The organism is Achromobacter aloeverae (assembly GCF_004121055.1).
Lineage (GTDB): Bacteria > Pseudomonadota > Gammaproteobacteria > Burkholderiales > Burkholderiaceae_B > Bordetella_C > Bordetella_C aloeverae.
The window spans coordinates 267,984-291,650 of the sequence record NZ_PYAL01000006.1; the positions used below are offsets into that span (position 1 = coordinate 267,984).

22 protein-coding genes are annotated in these 23,667 nt (G+C 66.7%); 17 read left to right on the plus strand and 5 right to left on the minus strand.

The genetic code is table 11. The annotated features are described in order from the left end of the window. Positions 1-111: 111 nt before the first annotated feature. The 10 genes from C7R54_RS20430 to C7R54_RS20475 all read left to right on the plus strand — a co-directional run bounded on the left by C7R54_RS20430 (position 112) and on the right by C7R54_RS20475 (position 10,268). Positions 112-1,287: an ABC transporter substrate-binding protein gene (locus tag C7R54_RS20430; protein WP_129152265.1), complete on the plus strand. Its 1,176-nt coding sequence runs from the start codon at positions 112-114 to the stop codon at positions 1,285-1,287. 34 nt (positions 1,288-1,321) lie between these two features. Then, positions 1,322-2,197 carry a branched-chain amino acid ABC transporter permease gene (locus C7R54_RS20435; RefSeq protein WP_129152266.1) on the plus strand — a complete coding sequence of 292 codons (876 nt, stop codon included), beginning with the start codon at positions 1,322-1,324 and terminating at the stop codon, positions 2,195-2,197. Next, positions 2,190-3,134, plus strand: a complete 945-nt coding sequence (locus C7R54_RS20440; protein ID WP_129152267.1) for a branched-chain amino acid ABC transporter permease — start codon at positions 2,190-2,192, stop codon at positions 3,132-3,134. Before C7R54_RS20435 ends, C7R54_RS20440 begins: the two co-directional genes overlap by 8 nt. After that, positions 3,131-3,886, plus strand: a complete 756-nt coding sequence (locus tag C7R54_RS20445) for an ABC transporter ATP-binding protein (RefSeq protein WP_129152268.1) — start codon at positions 3,131-3,133, stop codon at positions 3,884-3,886. The genes C7R54_RS20440 and C7R54_RS20445 overlap by 4 nt, the downstream gene beginning before the upstream one ends. Further along, positions 3,876-4,598 carry an ABC transporter ATP-binding protein gene (locus C7R54_RS20450; RefSeq protein WP_129152269.1) on the plus strand — a complete coding sequence of 241 codons (723 nt, stop codon included), beginning with the start codon at positions 3,876-3,878 and terminating at the stop codon, positions 4,596-4,598. Before C7R54_RS20445 ends, C7R54_RS20450 begins: the two co-directional genes overlap by 11 nt. A 49-nt stretch (positions 4,599-4,647) precedes the next feature. Beyond that, the gene (locus tag C7R54_RS20455; protein WP_240039625.1) at positions 4,648-6,594 is read left to right on the plus strand and encodes an AMP-binding protein; all 1,947 of its coding nucleotides are present in this window, start codon (positions 4,648-4,650) and stop codon (positions 6,592-6,594) included. 40 nt (positions 6,595-6,634) lie between these two features. After that, positions 6,635-7,420: an IclR family transcriptional regulator gene (locus tag C7R54_RS20460; RefSeq protein WP_129152271.1), complete on the plus strand. Its 786-nt coding sequence runs from the start codon at positions 6,635-6,637 to the stop codon at positions 7,418-7,420. Continuing rightward, a complete protein-coding gene (locus C7R54_RS20465) occupies positions 7,420-8,211 on the plus strand; it encodes an IclR family transcriptional regulator (RefSeq protein WP_129152272.1) in 792 nt (263 codons plus the stop codon). Before C7R54_RS20460 ends, C7R54_RS20465 begins: the two co-directional genes overlap by 1 nt. A gap of 21 nt (positions 8,212-8,232) precedes the next feature. After that, complete coding sequence (locus C7R54_RS20470) at positions 8,233-9,417, plus strand: CaiB/BaiF CoA transferase family protein (protein WP_129152273.1); 1,185 nt, start codon at positions 8,233-8,235, stop codon at positions 9,415-9,417. A gap of 68 nt (positions 9,418-9,485) precedes the next feature. Then, positions 9,486-10,268: an SDR family oxidoreductase gene (locus tag C7R54_RS20475; RefSeq protein WP_129152274.1), complete on the plus strand. Its 783-nt coding sequence runs from the start codon at positions 9,486-9,488 to the stop codon at positions 10,266-10,268. Positions 10,269-10,293: 25 nt separating this feature from the next. Here C7R54_RS20475 and C7R54_RS20480 read toward each other — a convergent pair whose 3' ends face one another. The 4 genes from C7R54_RS20480 to C7R54_RS20495 all read right to left on the minus strand — a co-directional run bounded on the left by C7R54_RS20480 (position 10,294) and on the right by C7R54_RS20495 (position 12,703). Then, positions 10,294-10,545: a UPF0175 family protein gene (locus C7R54_RS20480; protein ID WP_129152275.1), complete on the minus strand. Its 252-nt coding sequence runs from the start codon at positions 10,543-10,545 to the stop codon at positions 10,294-10,296. A gap of 45 nt (positions 10,546-10,590) precedes the next feature. Next, positions 10,591-10,965 carry a VOC family protein gene (locus C7R54_RS20485; protein WP_129152276.1) on the minus strand — a complete coding sequence of 125 codons (375 nt, stop codon included), beginning with the start codon at positions 10,963-10,965 and terminating at the stop codon, positions 10,591-10,593. Between the two features lie 180 nt (positions 10,966-11,145). After that, positions 11,146-11,916, minus strand: a complete 771-nt coding sequence (locus tag C7R54_RS20490) for an IclR family transcriptional regulator (RefSeq protein ID WP_129152277.1) — start codon at positions 11,914-11,916, stop codon at positions 11,146-11,148. Then, complete coding sequence (locus tag C7R54_RS20495; protein ID WP_129152278.1) at positions 11,909-12,703, minus strand: IclR family transcriptional regulator; 795 nt, start codon at positions 12,701-12,703, stop codon at positions 11,909-11,911. The genes C7R54_RS20490 and C7R54_RS20495 overlap by 8 nt, the downstream gene beginning before the upstream one ends. Positions 12,704-12,873: 170 nt before the next feature. Between C7R54_RS20495 and C7R54_RS20500 the strand changes: the two genes are divergently transcribed. From C7R54_RS20500 to C7R54_RS20520, 5 genes are all read left to right on the plus strand, one after another. Further along, a complete protein-coding gene (locus C7R54_RS20500; RefSeq protein WP_129152279.1) occupies positions 12,874-14,040 on the plus strand; it encodes an acyl-CoA dehydrogenase family protein in 1,167 nt (388 codons plus the stop codon). Positions 14,041-14,101: 61 nt separating this feature from the next. Next, the gene (locus tag C7R54_RS20505; protein WP_129152280.1) at positions 14,102-15,076 is read left to right on the plus strand and encodes a Bug family tripartite tricarboxylate transporter substrate binding protein; all 975 of its coding nucleotides are present in this window, start codon (positions 14,102-14,104) and stop codon (positions 15,074-15,076) included. Between the two features lie 14 nt (positions 15,077-15,090). Beyond that, the gene (locus tag C7R54_RS20510) at positions 15,091-16,278 is read left to right on the plus strand and encodes an acyl-CoA dehydrogenase family protein (RefSeq protein WP_129152281.1); all 1,188 of its coding nucleotides are present in this window, start codon (positions 15,091-15,093) and stop codon (positions 16,276-16,278) included. Beyond that, positions 16,265-17,257 carry an acrylyl-CoA reductase family protein gene (locus C7R54_RS20515; protein WP_129152282.1) on the plus strand — a complete coding sequence of 331 codons (993 nt, stop codon included), beginning with the start codon at positions 16,265-16,267 and terminating at the stop codon, positions 17,255-17,257. Before C7R54_RS20510 ends, C7R54_RS20515 begins: the two co-directional genes overlap by 14 nt. Before the next feature lie 27 nt (positions 17,258-17,284). After that, positions 17,285-19,393, plus strand: a complete 2,109-nt coding sequence (locus C7R54_RS20520; RefSeq protein WP_129152283.1) for an acetate--CoA ligase family protein — start codon at positions 17,285-17,287, stop codon at positions 19,391-19,393. Between the two features lie 132 nt (positions 19,394-19,525). Here C7R54_RS20520 and C7R54_RS20525 read toward each other — a convergent pair whose 3' ends face one another. Then, positions 19,526-20,509 carry a LysR family transcriptional regulator gene (locus C7R54_RS20525; RefSeq protein ID WP_129152284.1) on the minus strand — a complete coding sequence of 328 codons (984 nt, stop codon included), beginning with the start codon at positions 20,507-20,509 and terminating at the stop codon, positions 19,526-19,528. A 138-nt stretch (positions 20,510-20,647) separates the two neighbouring features. Between C7R54_RS20525 and C7R54_RS20530 the strand changes: the two genes are divergently transcribed. Together C7R54_RS20530 and C7R54_RS20535 are read left to right on the plus strand one after the other, a co-directional pair. After that, positions 20,648-22,129, plus strand: a complete 1,482-nt coding sequence (locus tag C7R54_RS20530) for an aldehyde dehydrogenase (RefSeq protein ID WP_129152285.1) — start codon at positions 20,648-20,650, stop codon at positions 22,127-22,129. A gap of 24 nt (positions 22,130-22,153) precedes the next feature. Then, the gene (locus tag C7R54_RS20535) at positions 22,154-23,635 is read left to right on the plus strand and encodes an FAD-dependent oxidoreductase (RefSeq protein WP_129152286.1); all 1,482 of its coding nucleotides are present in this window, start codon (positions 22,154-22,156) and stop codon (positions 23,633-23,635) included. Positions 23,636-23,667: the final 32 nt, after the last annotated feature.

A 23,667-nucleotide genomic window follows, 5' to 3' on the forward strand; every position in this document is an offset into this window, starting at 1 on the left:
GTGTCCCACACGCATTCCATAGTACGGAACATTGACTATTCTTCGTTGACGGGCTCCAGGTGCGGGCATGTAATCGTGCCCACAATTACTAAACCTTCAGTGGAGACAGACATGTTGAGGAAGACCGTAAGCAGCATTTCCTGCGTGGCCTTGCTGGCGATGTACGCGCCACTGTCGCAGGCCGCCGATGAAATCAAGCTGGGCCTGTCCGCGCCGCTGTCCGGGTCGGGTGCGGCCTGGGGCATGGGCGCGGAATGGCTATGCGGCAAGGCCGCCGCGGAGATCGCGGCGGCCGGCGGTGTCAAGGTCAAGGGGCGGGCATACAACTTCAAGTGCATCACCTACGACAACAAGTACAACGCGGCCGAGGGCGCCAAGGTGGCGCAGGCGCTGATCACCAAGGACGACGTCAAGTTCGTCGCCGGCAGCATCGGCACCGCGCCGGTGCGGGCCCTGCAATCGCTGACCGAGCGCAAGGGCGTGCTGATCTTCACCACCGCGTGGGGCGCCAGTATCAAGGGGCCGAAGTTCCCGCTGACGTTCACGCAGATGAATACGACGCTTGAGATCTCCGGGCCGATCACGGCCTACGTGGCGAAGGCGCATCCCATCAAGACGGTGGCCCTGCTCAACCCCAACGACGCCACCGGGCAGGATACCGAGAAAATCGCGCGCAAGGCCTGGGTAGCTGCCGGCGTGAAGGTGGTATCCAGCGATTGGTACGAGCGTGGCAGCAGCGAATTCCAGCCGGTCGCGGCGAAGCTGGGCTCGCTCAAGCCGGATGCCGTGGACCTGTGTTCCACGCCGTCCGCGGACGCCGGACTGGTCTTCAAGGAAATGGCCGGCATGGGCTGGAACGGCGTCAAGGTCATACAGGTCGGCACGGGCGCCGACGGCCTGATCGCCACTGGCGGCAGGACGGTGGAGGGCGTGTACATGGGCGCGGCAATCAGCCTGGACAGCCCAACCGCCACGCCGCGCCAGCGAGCCCTGGACGAAGGGGTGCGCAAGGCCACGGGCGAGTCCATCAACGCGGTCCAGATCGGCATCTACGACGCCGTCTACGCCATCAAGGCAGGCATCGAGAAGGCGCAGAGCATCGAGCCCGGGGACGTGGCCAAGGTGCTGCCGGCGCTGAAATTCGAGTCCTTCTACGGCGACTCCGGCTTCGGCGGCAAGGATACCTACGGCTCGCCGCAGCAGATGCTGCTGCCGGTGATCGTGACGCAGCTCAAGGACGGCAAGCTGGTGGAAGTCGCCCGCCTGCCTTCCAGCGAGCTGCGCTGAGTCCGGCGGCGCGTGCTCGGGAGCAACGGCACTCATGCAGAATTTTCTCCAACTGGCTTTTACGGCGTTGCAGATCGGCGCCGTCTACATTCTGTTCGCGCTTGGCCTGACGCTGATCTTCGGCGTGCTGCGCATCGTCAACTTTGCGCACGGGCAGTTCTTCACGCTGTCCGCGCTCACCGTGTCGATCGCGGTTCCGTGGCTGGCGCAGCAGGGCTGGCCGGCCTGGGCGGCGTACGCGGTGGCCTGCGTGGCCGGGGTGGCGTTGACGTCAGTATTCGGCGCGGTGGTGTACGAGTTCGGCTTCAAGCGCGTGGAGCGCGACATGACTGGGTCGTTCATCCTGTCGACGGGCCTGGTGCTGATGGTGGAAGGCGTGCTGCTGAAGGCCTTCGGCGGCGGCGTGCGGCCGGTGCCGCCGTTGTTCGAGGGCGCGGTCGACGTGTTCGGCGTCAGCATCGCGATCCAGCGGCTGGTGTTGTGCGCCGTGGCGGTCGGCATGACCGTGCTGCTTACCGTGGCGCTGGGCGGCACGCGCTTCGGCAAGGCCTTGCGCGCGGTGTCCATCGACCACGAGGCCGCGATGCTGCAAGGCATTCCTTACCGCCACATTGCCTTCCGGGGCTTCCTGGTGGCCTCGGCCATCGGCGCGCTTGCCGGCGCGCTGATCTCGCCGGTGGCGGCGGTCACGCCCACGCTGGGGGACGCCTACCTGGTCAAGGGCTTCATCGCCGTGGTCATAGGCGGCATGGGCAGCGTGCCGGGCGCGATCCTGGGCAGCCTGTTCATCGCCTTCGTCGAAAGCTTCGTGGGTTTCCATTTCGATCCGTCGGTGGCGAACCTGTCCATCTTCGTGCTCGTCATGGCCGTACTGCTGGTACGGCCGAAAGGACTGTTTGGCCATGACTGACCATTTCTTCCGCAAGGGCGGGCTGATCCTGGCACTGGCCGCGCTGCTTAGCGTGGCGCTGGGCTCGGGCTACGGCGCCAGCCTGATCACGTGGATCGCCATCGCCGCCACGATGGCCTGCAGCCTCCGCTTCGTGCTGCTGATCGGCGAACTGAATTTTGCCGTCGCCGCTTTCTTCGGCCTGGGCGCGTACGCCTGCGGGGTGACCGCGACCATCTGGGAACTGCCGTTCTGGGTGTCGCTGCTGGCAAGCGGCATGCTGGCGCTGCTGGTCAGCGCGGTCTTCGGCTACATCACCCTCAGGGTCAAGGGACCGTATTTCCTGCTGATCGGCTTCGCCTTCACGGAGGCCATGCGCATCCTGTACACCCGGTCCGAATGGCTGGGAGGCAATTCGGGCATGGTGGGCATCTTCCCGCCGGAATGGCTGTCCGACCATTTCCCGACCTTCGTCGTCGTGTTGTGCGGACTGCTTATCCTGGGCATGGTGCGCATCGAGCGTTCGCACCTTGGCCGCGTCTTTGTCGCCATTCGAGACAACGACAGCGTGGTGCGCTCTGTCGGCATCCCGGTGCATTTGACGAAGGTGCTGTGCTTCTGCATCGCGTCCTTCGCGACGGGCGTCGCGGGGGCCCTCCAGGCATACTCCAACAACGTGATCAGCCCGCTGGACTTCAGCTTCCTGCTGTCGACGTTCGCACTGGCCTACCTGAAGGTGGGCGGAGAAGAGCACCCCGCCGGGCCGGTGGTAGGCGCGGTGGTGCTGGTGTTGCTGGCCAGCGTGGCCCAGGGCATGGGCGGCGGCGAACACATTTTCTACGGCGCGGCCATCGTCATCAGCGTGCTGTTCATGCCGCGGGGCCTGGTCGGCCTGGCCGGTCGCTGCCGCCGTCCCCGCAAGGCGGCGTTCAAGCCATCCCCCGGAGCACAGCCATGAGCGCCCTTGTCGATCAGCCCGCTACGCCCTTGCAGGCCAGCCACCTGTCCCGGCGCTTCGGTGGCCTGCTGGCGGTGGCCGACATGAGCCTGGAAATCCGCGACCGCGAGATCCTGGGACTGATCGGCCCCAATGGCGCGGGCAAGAGCACGACCTTCAACCTGCTCAGCGGATTCCTGGTTCCCAGCGGCGGACAACTGCGCATCCTGGGCCGCGACGTCACCGGCAAGCCGCCGGAAGCCATCAGCCGCCTGGGCCTGGTGCGCACCTTCCAGCACGGCAGCCTGATGCGCAGCATGAGCGTCGCGGACAATATTCTCATCGGGGCCATAGGCGGCCTGCCCGGCGGCGGGCGCAAGGACCGCGAGCAGCGCGTGCGCGAGACCGCGGCGCTGGTGGGGCTGGAACGAGTACTGCACGCGACGGCGGGCAATCTGCCGCATGGCATGCAACGCCTGGTGAGCATCGCCATCGCCTTCGCCCCGCGGCCGCGCCTGCTGTGCCTGGACGAGCCCTTGACCGGCCTGAACCAGACCGAGGTGGCGTCGGTGCTGGACATGTTCCGGCGCATCCGCGACGAGTTCGGCACTTCCATCCTGCTGGTGGAGCACAACATGAAGGCCGTGATGCAGGTCTGCGACCGGCTTTACGTGCTACATCATGGCAAGCTGCTGGCCACGGGCACGCCGCAAGCCGTCCGCAACGACCCGCGGGTCCTGTCCGCTTATCTGGGGAAAGCGAATGTCAACTGAAACGCCGACATTGGAGATCGCCGGCCTGCATGCGGCCTACGGCGTGGTGCCGGCGCTGCATGGCGTGAGCCTGCGGGTGATGCGTGGCCAGGTGGTGACGCTCATCGGCGCCAACGGGGCCGGCAAGTCCACGGTCCTGAAATGCATCAGCGGACTGCTGCGGTCGGCCCGCGATGCCGTGCGCCTGTTCGGCGCGCCGGTGGGGGGGGCCGCGCCCAACGAACTGGTGGCGCGCGGGCTGGCCCTGGTGCCCGAAGGCCGCAGGCTGTTCGGGGCGATGACGGTGCGCGAGAACCTGGAGCTGGGCGCCTTCCTGCGTCCGGGCAAGGAGGCCATCGCGCAAGGGCAGGAGCGCTGCCTGGGATTGTTCCCCGACTTGAAGGCCAAGCTGGACGTGGCGGCGGGTGCGCTCAGCGGCGGCCAGCAGCAGATGGTGGCCGTGGCCCGCGCCTTGATGGCCGGCCCCCGGCTGCTGCTGCTGGACGAGCCCACCATCGGGCTGGCGCCGGCGGTCGTGGACCAGATCGCGAACGTGGTCCGCGAAATATCGCGGGACGGCGTGGACGTGCTGCTCGTGGAGCAGAATGCCGAGGTCGCGCTGGGGATCGCGGACTATGGCTACGTGCTGGAAAGCGGCGCGGTCGTCGCGCAGGCTCCGGCCGATGAACTCATGCGCAACGACGAGGTGCGGCGAGCCTATATGGGGCTGTAGCGCCGTGCGGTAAACGATGACATTCCGAGGTGGCGAGAGGATGGATGCAATGGCTGATACGTGGAATCCCGTGCCGGGCGACTGGGACAGCAGTGGCGTGGCCGGCCTGGTCCGTGCCCTGGGCGTGGCGGGCTACGACGATCTGCTGGCCGTCGCCAGGCAGGATCCCTGGCGTTACTGGCGCACGGTCATGCAGGAGGCCGATTTCGTGTGGGAGACGCCGCCGACGGCCTATATGGAGGCCGCGACCCGGCCGGAGTTCCCACGCTGGTTTCCCGGCGGGAGGCTGAACTGGGTGAATTCCGTATTGGCCTGGGGCGGGCGGCCGGACACGCGTACGCGCCGGGCCATCGTGGCCGAGCGCGAGGACGGCCGGATTACCAGCATCGGCTACGAGGAACTGGGCGCGCAGGTGAAGCGCTTCGCCGCCGGCCTGGCGGCGCTCGGCGTCGCACGGGGCGACCGCGTTGGCCTGCTGATGGAGACCGGGGTGGAGTCCATCATCTCGCTGCTGGCGGTCGCGTCGATGGGCGCGATCGTCGTGCCCTTGTTCAGCGGTTTCGGCGTCGATGCCATCGTTGCGCGGCTGTCCGCGGCCGAGGCCAGCTGGACCATTGCATCCACGGGTTTCAGGCGCCGCGGCAAGCTCGTGGACGTGCAGGGCGCCCTGCGCGCGGCCTGGGAGCGGCTGCCCACGCTGCGCCACGTGGTCTGGAAGCGCGAAGGCGACGAGACCCTGGGCGATACGCGCGACGTCGACTGGCGCCAGGTAATGGAGATGGCGTGCGATAGCCGCCTGGAGCCGGTCGTGCTGGACCCGAACGACCCCTTCATGGTGATCTACACTTCGGGCACCACCGGCAAGCCCAAGGGCGTGGTGCACACCCATGGCAGCTTTCCGTTGAAGATCGCGCACGACGCCATCGTCCACTTCGACGTCAGGCCCGGCGACGTATTCTGCTGGCCGGCCGATATGGGCTGGATCGCGGGGACGCTGGTCGTCGGCAGCGCATTGCTGCGCGGCGCCACGCTGGTCTGCTACGACGGTGCGCCCGACTATCCGGACTGGTCGCGCATGTCGCGCCTGATCGAACGCCACGGGATCACGCACTACGGGTCAGCGCCTACCTTGATAAGAGGGCTGGCCAACCACGAGGACCTGGCGCTGCAAGGCGATGTTTCCACGGTGCGCCTGCTGATCACCGCCGGCGAGGCGATCGACCCGGAGCATTTCGCCTGGTTCCAGCGCCGCTTCGGGCGCGGCACGCAGCCGGTGATCAACTACACCGGCGGCACCGAGGTATCGGGCGCCTTGCTGTCCAGCGTGGTGTCGCGCGCCATTCCGCCGGGTGGATTCAATACGGTATCGCCCGGCGTGGATGTGGACGTGGTGGATGCCCAGGGCAGGCCGATCACGGGCGCCGTGGGCGAGGTCGCCGTGCGCGGGCCCTTCATCGGCATGACGCAGTCGTTCTGGAAGGACGATGCGCGCTATCTGGACACTTACTGGAACACCATCCCCGGCATCTGGGTGCACGGCGACCTGGCCCTGCGCCGGCCCGATGGGGTGTTCTTCATGATGGGCCGATCCGACGACACGCTCAAGGTGGCGGGCAAGCGCCTGGGGCCGGCCGAGGTCGAGGAGGTGGTGCTGGAACTGCCGCGGATCGCCGAGGCCGCGGCCATTGGCGTGGACGACGCCGACAAGGGCCAGAAGCTTGTGGTCTTCATCGTGGCGAGGCCGGACGCCGCCGATGCCGCCGATGCCGCGCCGGGCCTGGGGCAGGAGGTGATGCAGCACGTGGACAAGCGGCTGGGCCGTCCGTTCCGGCCTGGCGCCGTGCATGTGGTCAGCCAGCTTCCCAAGACACGCAGTTCGAAGATCATGCGGCGCGTCATCCGCAGCGCCTATTGCGGGCTGCCGGCAGGCGATCTGTCGTCGCTGGACAACCCGGCGGCGGTAGAAGAGATACGACAATTGCCGGGAGCCGCCTGAATCGCGGTCCATCGAGATCACCGTCCACCAGGAGCAGCAGATGCCGGAAAAAGTCGCCGGGGCAGACGCGTCGCGCATGCTGGTCGCGCCCTTCGCCCGGGCCTTGTCCATCCTGGCTTCCTATACGCCGGGCGACCGCTGGCTGGGGAACCGCGACCTGTCGGTGCGTACCGGGCTGCCTGCCTCCACGGTGACGCGCATCGCGCAGACCCTGGTATCGCTGGGCTACCTGTTTCACGAGCCGGAAGGGCGCCGGTACCGACTCGCGCCTTCCGCGCTTGCACTGGGCTACGGCGCCACCGCCAATTCCGACGTGCAACGCCTGGCGGGCGTCTGCATGCGTTCTTTCGCCGAGCGCCACAAGGTCCACATGAACCTGAGCTCGCGCGACCGCCTGGACATGATCGTGCTGGAAACCTGCCATAGCGCGGAGTCCAGCCTCGCTCTCAATCTGCACGTGGGCGTGCGCGTGGGCATCGCTTCGTCGCCCATGGGGTGGGCGCTGCTGGCGGCCTTGCCCGAGCTGGAGCGCTACTACCTGCTGGAGAACGTCGAGCGACGCACGCCGCGGGAGTGGCCGCGGGTGCGGCGGCGCACCAGCGAGGCGATCGCCCAGGTCTTGAATACGGGGTTCTGCACGTCGCTGGGCGAATGGGACCGGGATATGGGCGTCGTCGCCGCGCCGTTGATGATAGAAGACCATGCGCCGCTCGTCCTGGCCTGCGTGGGATCCAGCCAGCAGATGACGCGCGCCAGGGTGGAGCGCGAGATCGGTCCGCAGTTGCTGGCGATGGTGTCGTCCATCCAGCAGAAGGTGGCCGGTTGATGGGCGCTGGAAACGATGCCTCGGGCGCGACCGTGCTAACCGTCAGGCGCGGCATGCAGGTGCTGCGTGCCTTCCGCTCGGAGCGGGCGCCACTGTCGAACGCCGAGCTGGTGCGGCGAACCGGCCTCTCGAAGGCGACGGTGTCGCGCCTGACCAGCACGCTGCTGCACCTGGGCTTCCTGCGGCACGTCCCTGGCGGACGTGAGTTCGAGCTGGCGGCCGCGCCGGTTGGCATCGGCCATGCGTATCTGGCCAGCAGCGACCTGTTGCGCATTGCCAATCCCCTCTTGCAGGAGCTGGCGGACGAACTCAATGTGTCGGTCGCGCTGAGCATACGGGACGACCTGGAGATGCTCTACGTCGGCTACCGGGTCAGCCACAAGGTGAGGACCTTGCGCCTGGGCGTGGGCTCCGTGCTGCCGCTGGGAACCACGTCGATAGGGCGGGCGTATTTGTGGGGCCTGCCCGAGGCGGAGCGCGAGGACCTGTTGGCCCGCCTGCGCACGCACGCGGGCTCCGCGGCGCCTGGCCTCATGCGCGGCATTCAGCAGAGCTTCGACGAGCTCAGGCGCATCGGGATCTGTTCGGTGCTGTCCGGCTATCAGCGCGATGCCTATGGCGTGGCGCTGCCGGTGCGGGTGGGACGCAAGCGTATCTTGATGAGCATGAGCTGCGGCAAGGCGGATGTGCAGCCGAATCTGGCCGAAGAGAGCAAGCGCATCGCGCCTGTATTGCGCTGCGCCGCGGAGCGGTTTCAGGATCTGCTGGCTGATTTCGATGGCGAGCTGTGAATTTGCGGGACCAGGATGAATATGGAAAAGGTACTTGCGGGTGTGAAGGTGCTGGACTTCGGCCGTTTCATTGCGGGGCCGTTCTGCGCGGCCTTGCTGGCCGACTTCGGCGCTGACGTGATCAGGGTGGATCGGGTCGGTGGCAGCGAGGACCGGTATGTCATGCCGGTGACCGGCGAGGGAGAGGGCGCATTCTTCTTGCAGGTGAACCGGAACAAGCGCTCGATGACGCTGAACCTTGAGGCGGAAGAGAGCAGGGACGTGTTGCGGCGCTTGCTCCAGACCGCCGATATCGTCGTGGCGAACATGCCGCCGCGCACCATCGCCAGCCTGGGGCTGGACTACCGCAGCCTGTGCGAGGTCAAGCCCGACATCATCCTGACGGCGTCCTCGGCGTTCGGGTCCGACCCCGTGGTGCGGGATCGCGTGGGCTTCGACGGCGTGGGCCAGGCCATGAGCGGGGCGGTGCACATGGCGGGCTTCCCCGACCAACCGATCAAGGCCATGGTGCCCGTGGTCGATTTCGCCACCGGCATGTCTTGCGCCTTCGGCACGGTGATGGCGCTGTACGAGCGCCGGCTGAGCGGCCGGGGGCAGGAGGTCGATGCGTCGCTGCTGCGCACGGCGCTGAATTTTTCCAGCGGCAGCCTGATCGAGGAGGCCTTGTTGAAAGTGGGGCGGGCGGCGACGGCCAATCGCAGTCCCAACTACGGACCCTCCGACATCTACAAGGTGAAGGACGGCTGGATCATCGTGCAGGTGGTCGGGGCGCCCATGTTCAAGCGCTGGGTACGCCTGATGGACAAGCCCGAACTGCTGGAGGATCCGCGCTTCGAGGATGATGCCAAGCGCGGGGAAAACGGCGCGGTGCTCAGCGACATGATGGGGCGGTGGTGCGCGCAGCGCACCCGGCAGGAGGCCTTGGCCACCCTGGAGCGCGCGCGCATTCCAGCCGGACCCGTGTACTCCCCCAGCCAGGTGCTGGATGACGATATCGTGCGCGGTTCCGGGGCGTTCGAATGGACGCGCTATCCCGGCGTGAGCGAGGAGGTGCCGCTGGTGGCGTCGCCGGTGTCGCTGTCGCGCACGCCTCCCCGCATCGAGCGACGGGCGCCGCGGACGGGCGAGCATACCGACGAGGTGCTCGCGGAGGTGGGCTATTCGACGAGCGATATCGGGCAACTGCGCGAGCAGGGAGTGATCTGAATCGCCAGGGCTGCCCGCGCGCAATCGATACGCTGGGGCGGCCGTTGCGGAATTAGGAGGAGATGGACATGGATCTTGGACTCAAGGGACGCAAGGTACTGGTGACGGGCGCTTCCCAGGGCATAGGCGAGGGCCTGGCCAAGGCGTTCGCGGCCGAGGGTTGCGAACTTTACCTGGTGGCGCGCTCCGGCGAGAAGCTCGAACGCCTGGCGCGCCGTATCGAGGTGGAGCATGGTGGCCGCGCGCACTTGCTGGCGTGCGACCTTACCGCCGCCGGTGCTGTCGGCCAGGTGCTGGACTTCGCGGGCGAGGCCGACGTGCTGGTCAACAATGCGGGCAGCATTCCGGGCGGGACGCTGTGGCAAGTGGATGAAGCCCGCTGGCGCGAGGGCTGGGAGTTGAAAGTGTTCGGCTACATCAACCTGACCCGCGCCTTCTATCCGGCGATGCAGGCGCGCGGGTCGGGCGTGATCCTCAACAACATCGGCAACGGAGGAGAGAACTTCGACTTCGACTACATCGCCGGGACGACGGGCAATGCGGCGCTGATGGCGTTCACGCGGGCGCTGGGCGGCCGCAGCCTGCAGCACGGGATTCGCGTCGTCGGCGTCAATCCGGGGCCCGTGGCGACCGAGCGCCTTGCCCGGGTGGTGCACGCCCGCGCCGAAAACGAGCCGGACGGCCAGGCCGCGGTGCGAGCCATGATGGGAGCCTGGCCGCTGGGCCGCGCCGCCACCGTGGAAGAGGTGGCCGACCTGTTCGTGTATCTGGCTTCCGACCGTTCGCAGTACACCAGTGGCGCCATTTTCACCGTGGACGGCGGCATTTCGTCGTGCCGGTCGATTACCTGAGGCTGGTGGACTACGACCGGTCGGCTCATTTATCGCCAGCGCCGGTTCCGAAGGCGGCTAACTCATCCTCCAACTCCGTTGGGTCGTGATCGACCACGGGAATTCCGCGAGAACTGACATGTTCAAGGAACTGCGGCACGGTCATGCGCGCCAGCTTGGCCGCCCGTCCTTGTGTCAGTGCACCGCACTTGAACAGGCTGACGGCCAACGCGGTATGGACGCCTGCTTGCAGCAGGTCCTCTGTAAAGGGAACGCTGACCGAGACGGAGATGGGCATGTCCCCTGCCTTGGTCGACGCCCCTTTTCACGGGCGCGGACAGACCTACTGCGTGGCAATCCACCAGGTCGTTCCCGCGGCGTCCTGTACGCCGCCGCGCAGATCGTCGTCCGCGCGCTTTCGCTGCAGCGCTTGCACCACGGTCGCACCGGCGGCCACCGCGCGATTGAAGGTCGCTTCCACGTCCGGTACGTAAAGATGAATGTGCGGCCCACCGGGTTGCGCAGGCGCGCCGCCACCTATCATCAGCACGCTGTCGTCTATCCGGATTTCCGCATGCATCAGTGAACCGTCCGGTCGATTGAAGCGGCGCAGCAGCACTCCTCCGAACGCCTGTTCTACAAAACCGATGTATGCCTCCGCGTCCGAACAGACGATGTACGGACTCATCGAGGGATAGTTCCGGGGCTTCCAAGTCATGGGTTTTTCTCCTTCGATGTAGGGCTGCGTGGAGTCGCCGCCGCCTTCAAGGAAGAAGCGCCGGCGCGATGGAAGTCGCGATAGAACTCAAGAGGGATTATTGCACCGTCCATCGGGCCAGGACGATGTGCGCATGGAGCGTGTCGCAGGCTAGGCAGCACATGGCGCGGAATGAGCGCGCTAATCCATTCCGAGGAGCCGCTCGGTTTCTCTCGCCAGGCCGACGAGCTTCGGTCCGATATCGGCCGCCCGTTCGCGGTAGGGACCGTCGTCGGCTGGTACGCCGCAGTTGAAGACATACAGCAGCGATTGGTATGGCCTGCTCAGCGGCGCGGCAAAGCCGTGGGCATCGCAGCGCCATTGCCTGTTGTTGCCGCAGTACCCCTTGCTCTCCAGGTCGCGCCTCGCTGCCGGCAGGGTCTCGATGTGCGCGGCATAGTATGCCGGATCGGCCACCCGTAATTGATTCAGCACGGTGGCGCGGTCGGTCTCGGGCGCGCGGGCGAGCCAGGCCTTGCCAGCCGCGCTGGATAGCAGGGGCAGCGCCGCCCCGATGTCGGGACGTGTTTGCAAGGCCTCGTTGGAGCGCGCGGTTTCCACATACACCATCTGCAGCCTGTCGCGCACCACCAGGGAAACCGCGCCGCGCGCATGATCGGCCAACTGCTTCATCAAGGGGCGGGCCAGTTGTCGTATTTGCATGCTGGCCAGCAGCGGGTAGCTCAACGCGAGCACCGACGCGCCGAGGCGGTACCTTGGCGGCGTTCCCATGCGCCGCAGGTAGCCCAACGCTACGAGCGTGTGCGTCAGCCGCGCCACGGCGCTCCGGGACAGTCCCGTCTGTTGCGCGAAGTCCTTGTTGGCCAGTATCGGCCGGCCAGCGCTGAAACAGGACAGGATGTCGATGCCGCGCGCGAGGGTGGTGGCGAAGTCCGGATTGCCGCTAGCCATCGCTCGTCTCCGTGGCGATCGCCTTCTCCATGCGGGCCACCAGTGTGAGCAGGCGCGGCGCGATTCGCGAGCGCAATTCCTTGCCCCGTATTCTGCGCCGCGGCACGCCGCAGTTGAAGACCAGGGTTTCGCCGTCCACCTGCCGGCGCAGCGGCACCGCGACTGCATGCACGTCGGCATGCCAGTCACCCTCCGACACGCAATATCCGAAGTCCGCATAATCGCGCCTGGCCTGCTCCCAGGCCGCTTGATGGCGGCGCCAGCCGGCAGGATCGGCGCCGCGCAGGGCGTCCAATATGGCAATCCCTTGCCGATCATCGCGCGCGACCGCCTGCGCCAGCCAGGCCCGGCCCATGGCCGAGGGCATTAGGGGCAGCAGGGCGCCAATGTCCGGCCGAAAGGCGATGGCATCATGGCCCCGGCACGTCTCCAGGTAGACCATGTGCATGCCGTGATGCATGCCCAGCGACGCCGAGCCTCCGGCAGCCTGCGCCAGGCGATACATGGCGGGACGGGCAAGTTGCCGCAATTTGATGCTGGTCAGCAAGGGATAACTCAGGGACAACAGCGCCGGGCCCAGCAGATAGCGCCGCAGGGACAGATCGAAGCGCAGCAGCCCGCGCTGCATCAGCGTGGTGGTCAGGCGCGAAATAGTGGCCTTGGACAGTCCTGTCCGCTCGGATAATTCGCGGTTGCTGAGCGCGGGTTCCCCATGACGAAACGTCTGCAGCACGGCAAGCCCGTGCGCCAGGGTCGTCGCGAACGCGGGGTCGGCGTGGGTGGGCATGACGAGTCTCGATGGGGCCGCTAAGGTGGTTCGATGATAGTACGCGCCGGCTTCGGATGGTTGCCCCGGCGTTCAAGATATCGAAACACTAGTCTCGCAGTAGGTGTCGTTTTGCTAGTCTGCTCCAACCGTGTTCCCGGCCGGGCGCGGCGATAAGTGAGGAGACAACGATGATCCGGGACCCTGAAAGCTTTGCCGCTTTCATCGATTCCTTGCGGCGCTTCGTGCGAGAGCGCCTGGTTCCGCGCGAAGCCGAGGTGGCTCGCCTGGACGATGTGCCGGCCGACCTGGTGGCCGAGATGGCGGCGCAAGGCCTGTTCGGCTATTCCATTCCGGAGGCCTACGGGGGCGCGGGCATGACCACCGAGGAATTGATCCTGGCGGCCCTGGAATTGTCCCAATGCGCCGTGGCTTTTCGCGCCCGCGTGGGCACCAATACGGGCATCGGCTCGGAGGCGCTGGTGGCGGACGGCACCGAGGCGCAGAAGGCGCGCTATCTGCCCAGCCTCGCCAGCGGCGCGGTTACGGGCTGCTTCGCCTTGACCGAACCGCAAGCGGGGTCGGACGCCACCGCACTGCGGACGACCGCAAGGCGCGACGGCGACAGCTATGTATTGAACGGCGAGAAGTGCTTTATCACGAACGCGCCGCTTGCCGGCCTGTTCACCGTGATGGCGCGAACCGATCCGGACGAACCCGGCGCGCGCGGCATCACTGCCTTCATTGTCGAAAGGGGCATGGCGGGCCTGTCCACGGGCCAACCCTATGAAAAGATGGGGCAGGCGGGATCGCCGGTGTCGGCTGTCTACCTGAACGATTGCCGTGTGCCGGCGGCCAACATCATCGGCGGACGGGAGGGGCAGGGATTCAAGACCGCGATGCGGGTGCTGAACAAGCAGCGCATACACCTGGCTGCGCTATGCATAGGCCCGGCGATCCGCATGCTGGACGACACCATGCGCTTCGTGGCCGAGCGCGAGCAGTTCGGACGCCCACTCATGGAGTTCCAGCTGGTGCAGGCCATGCTGGCCGATTGCCAGACCGAGATACAGGCGGCGCGCGCGCTCGTGCTGCAGACGGCGAGGGAGCGCGATGCCGGACAAGACGTGACGCTGAACGCGTCCATCTGCAAGTATTACGCCTCGGAGATGTGTGGCCGCGTGGCCGACCGCTGCGTCCAGATGCATGGCGGCTACGGGTACATCGCCGATTACGGGATCGAACGCTTTTATCGAGATGTCAGGCTGTTCCGGCTCTATGAGGGCACGAGCCAGATCCATCAGCTGACCATTGCCAGGCATACCTTGAGCCAGGCTGGCTACATCGCTGGCAGATAGTTACTTCCAGGGACCTCGGTCGTGCAAGAAACCGATGGCCCGCTCACCAAAGGAGACGTCCATGTTCAAGCATTTTTCAAGATGGGTCGCGGTTTTGGCGGCTGTGGCCGCCTTCGGCGGCGCGCCGGCTCGCGCAGCCTATCCGGACCGGCCCATACGCCTGATCATCCCATTTGCACCGGGAGGTTCCACCGATGTGCTCGGACGCCTGCTTGCCGAGGCGCTGCATCCCATCCTGGGACAGGCCGTCATCGTGGAAAACAAGCCGGGCGCGGGAGGCAACATCGGCGGGGATTTCGTCGCCCGCTCCGCACCCGATGGGTATACGCTGCTGCTGGCGGCCGCCGGGCCCACCGTCATCAATCCCAGCCTGTATCGCAGCATGCCGTTCGATCCCGCCAAGGACCTGGCGCCGATCAGTTGCCTGGAGCGCGAGCACAACCTGATGGTGGTCAACAAGTCGCTGCCGGTCGCCAACCTGCAGGATTTCCTGAAGTATGCCCGCGCGCATCCCGGCAAGCTGTCCTTCGGCTCTCCCGGCAATGGCTCGCCAGCCCAGCTGGCCGGCGAATTGCTCAACCAGCGGGCGGGATTGCAGACCCAGCACGTGCCCTACAAGGGCACGGGACCCGCGGTTACCGACCTGGTGGCCGGCCATATCGATTTCATCATCGACAACATGCCGGCCTTGCTGCCGCAGGTGAAGGCGGGCAATCTGCGCGCGCTCGCCGTCCCCAGCGACCGGCGCGCCACCGCCGCGCCGGATATTCCCACCTTCGACGAGGCGGGGGAGAAAGGCTTTGTCGTGATGGCTTGGAAAGGCCTGATGGCCCCCGCCGGCACCGATCCGGCGATCATCGAACGCCTGCACGCGGCCGTCGTCAAGGCCTTGCAGGATCCGCAGTTGCGGACGCGCTTCCAGGACTTGGGCGCGGAGCCGCTGGGCAGCACGCCCGCTGAGTTCGCCCGGCAAATCTCCGAAGAAACCGCCTGGTGGGCGAAGCTGGTGAAGTCGACGGGTACGCAAATCCAATAAGCGAGGGACCAGCCATGCAGCAGCAAGCGAACGAAGTCGCCGACCTGTGCGCGCGCGTGCGCCGCTTCGTGGACGAGGTGGCTATTCCGGCGGAGTCGCCGGCCATCGCACGCGATGTCGAAGCCTTGGACCGGACCGTGGCGCGCTTGCGCCAGCAAGCGCGGGAGGCCGGCCTGTACGCGCCACAACTGCCGCCGCATCTGGGCGGCCTGGGACTGGGATGGAGGGACCTGGCGCAGGTGCTGGAGGAAGCCGGGCGGGGCTTCCTGGGACCGGCCGCCTTGCATTGCGCGGCGCCGGACCAGCCCAATATGCTCACTCTGCTGCACCTGGGAACGTCCGCGCAACAGGCGCGTTATCTGGAGCCCTTGGCGCAGGCGACCCAGCGGGCGTGCTTTGCCATGACCGAACCCGGCCCGGGCGCGGGGTCCGATCCGTCCATGTTGCGCACGCGCGCTGACCGGCGCAACGGCCGATGGGTGCTGCGAGGGCACAAGAAGTTCATCAGCGGCGGCGTGGGTGCGAACTTCGCCCTGGTGCTGGCGCGCGCGGATGAGGGGCCAACGCTGTTCCTCGTTCCCGCGGATACGCCAGGCTACCGCGTGGCGCGCGATATCGGCATGGTGACGGGTTATCAGATCGGCGGTCACGCCGAAATATTCCTGGATGACTGCGAAGTCCCCGACGACGCGGTCCTGGGGGTGCCGGGGCAGGGGCTGGCGCATGCGCAGCTGCGGCTGGAGCCGGCGCGGCTCCTGCACTGCATGCGGTATATCGGCCGCGCCCGCCGGGCGCTGGCGTGCGCGCGCGAGTACGTGGTTCAGCGCGTCTCCTTCGGCTCCCGCCTGGCCGACCTGCAGCAGGTCCAGGCCATGGTAGCCGACTCGTACATCGAACTGCATGCCAGCCGGCTCATGACGCTGGAATGCGCAAGCAGAATGGATGAGGGCCTGTCCGTCAAGCAACACAGCGCCATGGCCAAGGTTTTCGTGTCCGAAACGGTGAATCGGGTGGCGGACCGCGCGGTGCAGATGATGGGGGCGCTGGGAATGTCGGAGGATAGCCCCGTGGCCATGATCTGGCAGGAGTTGCGGCCCTTCCGCATCTATGACGGCGCCAATGAGTTGCATCGCGCGACGCTCGCGCGGCGCCTGTTGTCAAATTATCCATCCCGGGAGGGCGATACGCATGGCGAAAGATGAATTCCTGGCTTATCGGCTGCATGCGGGCAATGAAGCGGGGGCAGCGCCGCAAGGGCGTTTCGAGTCGCTCCGGACGGAAGACCTTTCCGGGGGCGACACGCTCATTCAGGTTGCGTATGCGGGCTTGAACTACAAGGACGCGCTGGCCCAGGCGGGACGAGGCAAGATCATTCGCGCCTACCCGCGCGTGGGGGGGATCGATTTTTCCGGCACGATCGTGCATTCCTCCGAAGCAGCCCTGGCGCCGGGGACGCCTGTCGTGGTGCATGGATTCGGCGCGGGCGTGGACCACGACGGCGGCTATGCGGAGTATGCGCGCGTGCCTGCCGAATGGGTGCTGCCCTTGCCCGCCGGGATGACCTTGCGGGAGGCCGCCGCGCTGGGTGCGGCGGGCTACACTGCGGCCCTGTCCCTGCACTGGATGGAACATTGCGGCCTGACGGCGGGCGACGTACTGGTAACGGGCGCGACGGGGGGCGTGGCGGGCATCGCGATCGATATCCTGGACCGCCGGGGGTTTCGGGTCTGTGCCATGTCCGGCAAGCCGGGCGTGCAGGCCTACCTGCGCGCCCTGGGTGCAGCCGACGTGATCCCGCCCCTGGATGAGGGCGCGCCCTTGCGGCCCTTGATGTCCGCTAGATGGGATGGCGTGGTCGATTCCGTCGGTGGCCGGCTGCTCGCCCAGGTGATCGCATGCCTGCGGCCCGACGGCGTGGCGGCCGCCTTCGGCAACGCGGGCGGGGCGGAACTGCCGGCGTCGGTCATTCCTTTCATCCTGCGCGGCGTCAAGTTGATCGGCATCAACGCCAACAGCCCCATGCCATTGCGCAAGCGCTTGTGGCACAGGCTGGCCAACGATTATCGGCCAGCCCGGCTGGACACCGCGACGCGCGTCATCGAGCCGCGCGAATTGCCGCAAACCCTGGCCGCCTTGTTGGCGCGCGAAAACATCGGCCGTTGCGTCGTGCGTTTCTCTTGAAGTCTTCCTTGGATACTCCAACTCATCATGATCGAGCATAACGATGACTCGCTGTCCCGCTTGTTCGCACCGCGCGGCATCGCGGTGGTGGGCGCATCCGCGACGCCTGGAAAGATAGGTGCCATGCCCGTCACGCTGTTGCGAAAATACGGCTACGACGGCCGCATCCTGCCGGTGAATCCTCGCGTGGACGAGATTCAGGGGTTGGAAACCTATCCGGACCTGGATGCGCTGGATGACGTCGACCTCGCGATCCTGGCCGTTCCAGCAGCCCACGCGGCGGCGGCCCTGGCCCGCGCGCGCGTCGGACAGATAGGCGGGGCGGTCGTCTTCACCTCCGGATTCGCGGAGACCGGCGACGAAGGCGCAGCCTTGCAGGCGCGGTTGTGCGCAATTGCTGCCGAGCGCCGGATCCGCTTGCTGGGTCCGAACTGCCTGGGGTTCATGAACGTACGCAGGCAGGTCTATGCCACTTTTTCCCCCGCGCCAGCCAATGGGGCCATCGCCGCCGGCGGCATAGGGATGGTCAGCCAGAGCGGCGCATTCGGGGCGTATGCATTCTCCATGGCGCGCGACCGGGGATTGGGCCTGTCGCACTGGATCAGTACCGGGAACGAGGCCGATATCGATGTCGCCGACTGCATCGCCTGGCTCGCCAACGATGCGCACACACGCGTCATCATGACCTACATGGAAGGCTGCCGGGACGGCGAGAAGCTTCGTCGCGCGCTTGCCACCGCTCGCGCCGCCGGCAAGCCGGTGGTCGTCGCCAAGATCGGGCGAACCCAGGCCGGGGCGCAAGCCGCTGCGTCGCATACCGCCGCGCTTGCCGGCGACGATGCGGTCTACGACGCGCTGTTCCGCCAGTATGGGGCGGTGCGCGCCCGTACCGTCGAGGAATTTTTCAACCTGGGGTATGCGTTCGATACGTGGCGCAGTCCACCGCGGGGGAAGCGGCTGGCGGTCCTTACCATTTCGGGAGGCGTGGGCGCGTTGATGGCGGACGAGGCCGTCGATGCGGGGCTGGCATTGCCCGCGCCCTCGGAGGCCGCGCAGGCGCGTTTGCTGGCACGGATCCCTTTCGGTAGCGCACGCAATCCCATCGATGTCACGGGGCAGGCGGTGTCCGAACCGGGCCTGCTGCTGGACGCCGTGGAGGAAGCGCTGGAGGGCGATGCCTATGATGCGATGGCGGTATTTCTGGCCGCCGCCGGATCGTCGGAGGCCTTGTGGCCCACCTTCGAAAACTTCGCACGGACCATGCAGGCGCGTCATCCCGGTGTGCCGCTGGCCATCAGCGCGCTGTTTTCGCCTGAGCGGCGACGCGCATTGGAGGCCTTGGGGTGCCTGGTGTTCGCCGACCCTAGCGCGGCGGTCAAGACCATAGGCGCCATCGCCGCGCGGGAAGCACGCGACGAGCCGCTTGCTGCCGGGGACGCGGCGCCCGGCGAGCGACTTGAGGAGACCTATAACGAGGTGCGGGCGATGACCGTGTTGGCGCGTGCGGGAATACCCGTGACACCGTGCCAGTTGGTCGCCAGCGCGGATGCCGCCGTCGCGGCGGCTCGTGATTTTTCCGCGCCGGTGGCCATGAAGATCGTTTCCGCCGATATCCTGCACAAGAGCGACGTGGGCGGCGTCAAGCTGCGCCTGCGGGGCGAGGCCGCAGTGCGCGAGGCCTACGATGCGATCGTCCAGGCCGTGCGGCGCAATTGCCCCCAGGCGCGAATAGACGGCGTGCTGGTGGCTCCGATGGCGCCGGCCGGCGTGGAGTGCATCGCCGGCGTGCACCGGGACCCGGTCTTCGGCCCTGTCGTGATGTTCGGGCTGGGCGGCATCTTCGTGGAAGTGCTGAAGGATGTCAGCTTCCGTATCGCCCCGTTCGAACGACCGGAGGCGCTTGCGATGATACGGGACACCAAGGGGCACGCCCTCCTGCAAGGGGCGCGAGGTATGCCCGCGGCCGATATCGGCGCCCTGGCCGACGCCCTGGTCGCGCTGTCCCGATTCGCGCACCGGCATCGCGACACGCTCGACTCGGTAGAGATCAATCCGCTGCTGGCGCTGCCCGCGGGCCAGGGCGTGCTCGCGCTGGACGCGGTGCTGGCCGGACGTTCGGCGGATAAGGGCACATAAGGAGGGTACATAAGGCGACCGAAACCCGCCTCCGCCAGAAATTGCGCCATGGGCATACCGGCAACACGCACCGATACACTGATGGCGGTGCTCTTGCGCCGGGCCGGCGGCGGGCGCGTGCCCGCCAAGCGCCTATTCGGGCGTCGACACGACTTCCCGCCGACGTGGCGCGACAGGCGCCATGTCGGCCAGGGACGGCGCGGACAGCCCTGCCGAGTGTTCCCGCAGGAACCGCTGCGCCAATCCCTCCACCCAGTCGCGAAACGCAATGACGACCGGGGAATCCTTTTTGTATTCGGGATACACCACGCAATATCGCTTGGCGTGCTTGACCGCGATGTCGAAGGGAATGGCCAGGTCGCCGCGCTTGAGCTCGCGGTCGACGTAGAACCGGGGGACCAGTCCCACCCCCAGCCCCGCGCAAGCCGCCTCGATCACCATCGAGTACAGCTCGAAGCGCATGCCGCGTAGGGCGCGATCGTCGCGCACGCCCGCGGTCTCGAACCAGCGCCGCCACACATCGTTCTTGCCGGCCTTGTGCAGCAGGGTAAGGTGCCCCAGGTCGGCCGGATTCCGCAGTGAGCCGAGATCGTGGTGATGCGGGCTCAACACAGGGACCACTTCCTCGTCGAACAGTTCAAGCTTGACCACGCCGGTCCACGCCGGATGGTCGAAATGCAGCGCCGCGTCGAAATGCGTGCCCCGAAAAAGAAAGGGTTCGGGCTTCTCGCTGAAGTTGATCGTGATGTCCGGATGCAGCGCCCGGAATTCATGCAGGCGGGGCAACAGCCAGCGGCTGGAAAAAGTCGGAATGACCGCCAGTTCGAGTATGCCGCCCGCGCCGCGATTGGCCATCAGCGTCTGGGTGTGAAGTTCGATTTCCTCCAGGTGCGGCGCGATGCGGTTGGCGTAGTAACGGCCCGCGTCGTTCAGCACTACCTGCCGGCCGACCCGGGTGAACAGCTTGGCGTCCAGATAGGTTTCCAGGGCCGAGATCTGGCGGCTGACCGCGCTTTCGGACAGGCACAGTTCATCGGCGGCCCTGGCGAAGTTCTCGTGCCGCGCCGCGGCTTCGAAGATGGACAGCGCCACCGTGCTGGGGATCTTGCGCTTCATGTGGGCCTCCTCCGCCTGAACCAGATCGATGACGAAACCGCATCTATTGCTGATGATTCATCAGTTCCGCCCCTGGGATGTCCTGATCATAATCGACGAACTGATTCGATAACCGCAATTGAAGAGGGCCGGGACAAAATGGAGCAATTCAAGCTTTTCATCAACAACGAATGGGTGGACGCGCAGGCCGGCGAGTCCTTCGAGACGGATGACCCCTACACGGGAAAACCCTGGGCCCAGGTGCCGCGCGGCCGGGCGGCCGACGTGAACCGCGCCGTGGCGGCCGCCAAGGCGGCCTTCGAGGACGGCCCGTGGTCCCGCATGTCGGCCAGCGACCGGGGCCGCTTGATCTACAAGCTGGGCGAGCGGATCGAGCGCGACGCGCAGCGCCTGGCGGAGGTGGAAAGCCGGGATAACGGCAAGCTGATGAGCGAGGTGCTGGGCCAGGTGAAGTACTGCGCCAAGTATTTCTACTACTACGGCGGCCTGGCCGACAAGATCCAGGGACACGTGGTGCCGATGGACAAGCCGGGCGTGTTCAATACCGTGCGCTACGAGCCGATCGGCGTGGTGGCCAGCATCACCCCCTGGAATTCGTCGCTGCTGCTGACGGCCTGGAAGCTGGGACCGGCGCTGTGCGCGGGCAATACCATCGTCTGCAAGCCGTCGGAATTCACGCCGGCGTCCCTATTGGTACTGGCCGAGATGGCCAGGGAAGTGGGCTTTCCGCCCGGCGTGATCAACGTGCTGACCGGCTACGGCGCCGAGGTCGGCGAACCGCTGATTCGCCATCCGGACGTGGGCCGGGTGGCCTTCACCGGCGGCGATGCGGCGGGCCGGCGCGTGTACACGACGGCGGCGGAAGGCTTGAAGCGGGTGTCGCTGGAACTGGGCGGAAAGTCGCCCAATATCGTGTTCGACGACGCCGACCTGGATCGCGCGGCCAACGGCGTCATCACCGGTATTTTTTCCGCCGGCGGACAGACCTGCATGGCGGGTTCGCGCCTGCTGCTGCAGGAATCCATCCACGACGAATTCCTGGCGCGCATCGAGAAAATTACCCGTTCGGCCAAGATCGGCGACCCCAGGAAGGCCGATACGCAGATCGGTCCCGTCGCCACGCGTCCCCAGTATGAAAAGGTGCTGCAGTACATCGATATCGCCAAGCAGGAGGGCGCCCGCTGCGTGACCGGCGGCCGCGCGCTGTCGGGGCCCGAATACGGCGCCGGCCAGTTCGTCGAGCCGACCATCTTCGCGGATGTGAGGAACGATATGCGCATCGCGCAGGAAGAAGTGTTCGGACCGGTGCTGGCGGTGCTGAAGTTCAAGGACGAGGCGGATGCCATCCGCATCGGCAATGACATCCGCTTCGGCCTGGCCGCCGGCGTCTGGACCCGCAGCCTGCATCGGGCCATGCTGATGTCGGAGAAGCTGCGCGCCGGCACGGTATGGGTCAACAACTACCGGTCGACCAGCTATATGACGCCGTTCGGCGGGTTCAAGGATAGCGGCCTGGGACGCGAAGGCGGCTTCGAGTCGGTGAAGGAGTACATGGAGGTCAAGAGCGTGTGGATGTCCTCGGACCTGGACATGCCGAATCCGTTCGTGCGCAAATACTGACCATCTATGCCGCCAGGAGTGGAAATGAGCGAGACAAACATAAAAAACCAGGCCCGCGAATACGACGTCGTCGTGGTGGGCTGCGGCATCGCGGGGCTGAGCGCCGCGGTGACCGCGATGCAGGCCGGTGCGCGGGTGGCGATCCTGGAGCGCGCGCCGATGGAGGACCGGGGCGGCAACACGCGCTGGACCGAAGCCATGATGCGCATGAAAAGCGAGGCCGAGGTCGCCGACGATTTCGAATCGCATTTCGCCGAGAATGCGGGCCATTACCTGGATCCCGAGCTGGTGTCCGAAGCCGCCGGCGCCTACGAGAACTGGTCGTCCATCGTCAAGGTGCTGGGCTTCGCCGACCCCGAGCTGATATCGACCTTCGCCGACAATGCCGGCCACGCGATTGCCTGGCTCAAGACCTTCGGCGTGCGCTTCGATTTCCTGCCGGGCTATTTCATCACGACCTGCACCAGCCGCATGGGACCGGTGGGAGGCGGCCTGGCGCTGGTCGAGGCCCTGGCGGCCTGGGCCGAAAAGCACGGCGCGGATTTCTACTACCGCACCACGGCGCGCGAATTCCTGCGCGGCGACGACGGCACCATCGCCGGCGTCGTGGCGACCGGTCCGGACGCCCGCCCCTTCGCGCTGCGCGCGCCGGCGACCGTGCTGGCGTGCGGCGGCTTCGAGGGCAACCCGGAAATGCTGGCGCAGTACCTGGGACCGCGCGCACGCTATCTGCGCCCCGTGGCGCGCGGCGGCTACTACAACAAGGGCGAAGGCCTGCGCATGGCGCTGGCCGCCGGTGCGGCGCCGTCCGGGGATTTCGGCCAGTTCCACGCCGAGCCGCTGGATCCGCGCTCCGGCGCGCCCGAGCCCATCGTGCTGGTCTTCAACTACGGCGTGCTGGTCAACAAGCGTGGCGAGCGCTTTATCGACGAAGCGCCCGCCACCGTGGATGCGACCTACGAATCGATCACCCGCGTGATCCACGAGCAGCCCGACGGCATCGCCTGGGCGGTGTTCGACGCGCGCATCGAGGATGTTCCCAACTGGCGCAGCAGCGTGCGTTCGGACCAGCCGCCCATCCGCGCCAATAGCGTGGCGGAGCTGGCCGCGGCCCTGGACGTGGATGCCGCCGGCTTGCAGGCCACCCTGCAGGCCTACAACGGCGCCTGCGGCGGCGGCGCGTTCGATCCCTTGAAGACGGACGGCCTGGCGACGCGCGACGGCTACCGGCCACGCAAGTCGAACTGGGCGCGGCCCATCGACCGTGCGCCGTATATGGCTTATCCGATTATTTGCGGAAACTGCTTTACCTTCGGCGGATTGAAGGTGAATATCCGCGGCCAGGTGCTCAATACCGACGGCGATCCGATACCGGGGCTGTATGCCGCCGGAGAAACGGTGGGCCTGTACTACGGAACCTATACGGGCGCCACGTCGGTGCTGCGCGGCGCCGTGTTCGGACGCCTGTCCGGCGCGGAAGCCGCGAGGCTCGCCAAGCCGGGTTGAAGGGCAGGCCAGTAAAAACGATACAAAAAATC

Bases quoted from the DNA above. Each gene is read 5' to 3' on its own strand.
- C7R54_RS20450 (WP_129152269.1), top strand. From the start codon at position 3,876: ATGTCAACTGAAACGCCGACATTGGAGATCGCCGGCCTGCATGCGGCC.
- C7R54_RS20535 (WP_129152286.1), top strand. From the start codon at position 22,154: ATGAGCGAGACAAACATAAAAAACCAGGCCCGCGAATACGACGTCGTC.
- C7R54_RS20455 (WP_240039625.1), top strand. From the start codon at position 4,648: ATGGCTGATACGTGGAATCCCGTGCCGGGCGACTGGGACAGCAGTGGC.
- C7R54_RS20440 (WP_129152267.1), top strand. From the start codon at position 2,190: ATGACTGACCATTTCTTCCGCAAGGGCGGGCTGATCCTGGCACTGGCC.
- C7R54_RS20515 (WP_129152282.1), top strand. From the start codon at position 16,265: ATGGCGAAAGATGAATTCCTGGCTTATCGGCTGCATGCGGGCAATGAA.
- C7R54_RS20520 (WP_129152283.1), top strand. From the start codon at position 17,285: ATGATCGAGCATAACGATGACTCGCTGTCCCGCTTGTTCGCACCGCGC.
- C7R54_RS20460 (WP_129152271.1), top strand. From the start codon at position 6,635: ATGCCGGAAAAAGTCGCCGGGGCAGACGCGTCGCGCATGCTGGTCGCG.
- C7R54_RS20445 (WP_129152268.1), top strand. From the start codon at position 3,131: ATGAGCGCCCTTGTCGATCAGCCCGCTACGCCCTTGCAGGCCAGCCAC.
- C7R54_RS20470 (WP_129152273.1), top strand. From the start codon at position 8,233: ATGGAAAAGGTACTTGCGGGTGTGAAGGTGCTGGACTTCGGCCGTTTC.
- C7R54_RS20435 (WP_129152266.1), top strand. From the start codon at position 1,322: ATGCAGAATTTTCTCCAACTGGCTTTTACGGCGTTGCAGATCGGCGCC.
- C7R54_RS20490 (WP_129152277.1), bottom strand. From the start codon at position 11,916: ATGGCTAGCGGCAATCCGGACTTCGCCACCACCCTCGCGCGCGGCATC.
- C7R54_RS20530 (WP_129152285.1), top strand. From the start codon at position 20,648: ATGGAGCAATTCAAGCTTTTCATCAACAACGAATGGGTGGACGCGCAG.
- C7R54_RS20525 (WP_129152284.1), bottom strand. From the start codon at position 20,509: ATGAAGCGCAAGATCCCCAGCACGGTGGCGCTGTCCATCTTCGAAGCC.
- C7R54_RS20485 (WP_129152276.1), bottom strand. From the start codon at position 10,965: ATGACTTGGAAGCCCCGGAACTATCCCTCGATGAGTCCGTACATCGTC.
- C7R54_RS20495 (WP_129152278.1), bottom strand. From the start codon at position 12,703: ATGCCCACCCACGCCGACCCCGCGTTCGCGACGACCCTGGCGCACGGG.
- C7R54_RS20430 (WP_129152265.1), top strand. From the start codon at position 112: ATGTTGAGGAAGACCGTAAGCAGCATTTCCTGCGTGGCCTTGCTGGCG.
- C7R54_RS20505 (WP_129152280.1), top strand. From the start codon at position 14,102: ATGTTCAAGCATTTTTCAAGATGGGTCGCGGTTTTGGCGGCTGTGGCC.
- C7R54_RS20475 (WP_129152274.1), top strand. From the start codon at position 9,486: ATGGATCTTGGACTCAAGGGACGCAAGGTACTGGTGACGGGCGCTTCC.
- C7R54_RS20500 (WP_129152279.1), top strand. From the start codon at position 12,874: ATGATCCGGGACCCTGAAAGCTTTGCCGCTTTCATCGATTCCTTGCGG.
- C7R54_RS20465 (WP_129152272.1), top strand. From the start codon at position 7,420: ATGGGCGCTGGAAACGATGCCTCGGGCGCGACCGTGCTAACCGTCAGG.
- C7R54_RS20510 (WP_129152281.1), top strand. From the start codon at position 15,091: ATGCAGCAGCAAGCGAACGAAGTCGCCGACCTGTGCGCGCGCGTGCGC.
- C7R54_RS20480 (WP_129152275.1), bottom strand. From the start codon at position 10,545: ATGCCCATCTCCGTCTCGGTCAGCGTTCCCTTTACAGAGGACCTGCTG.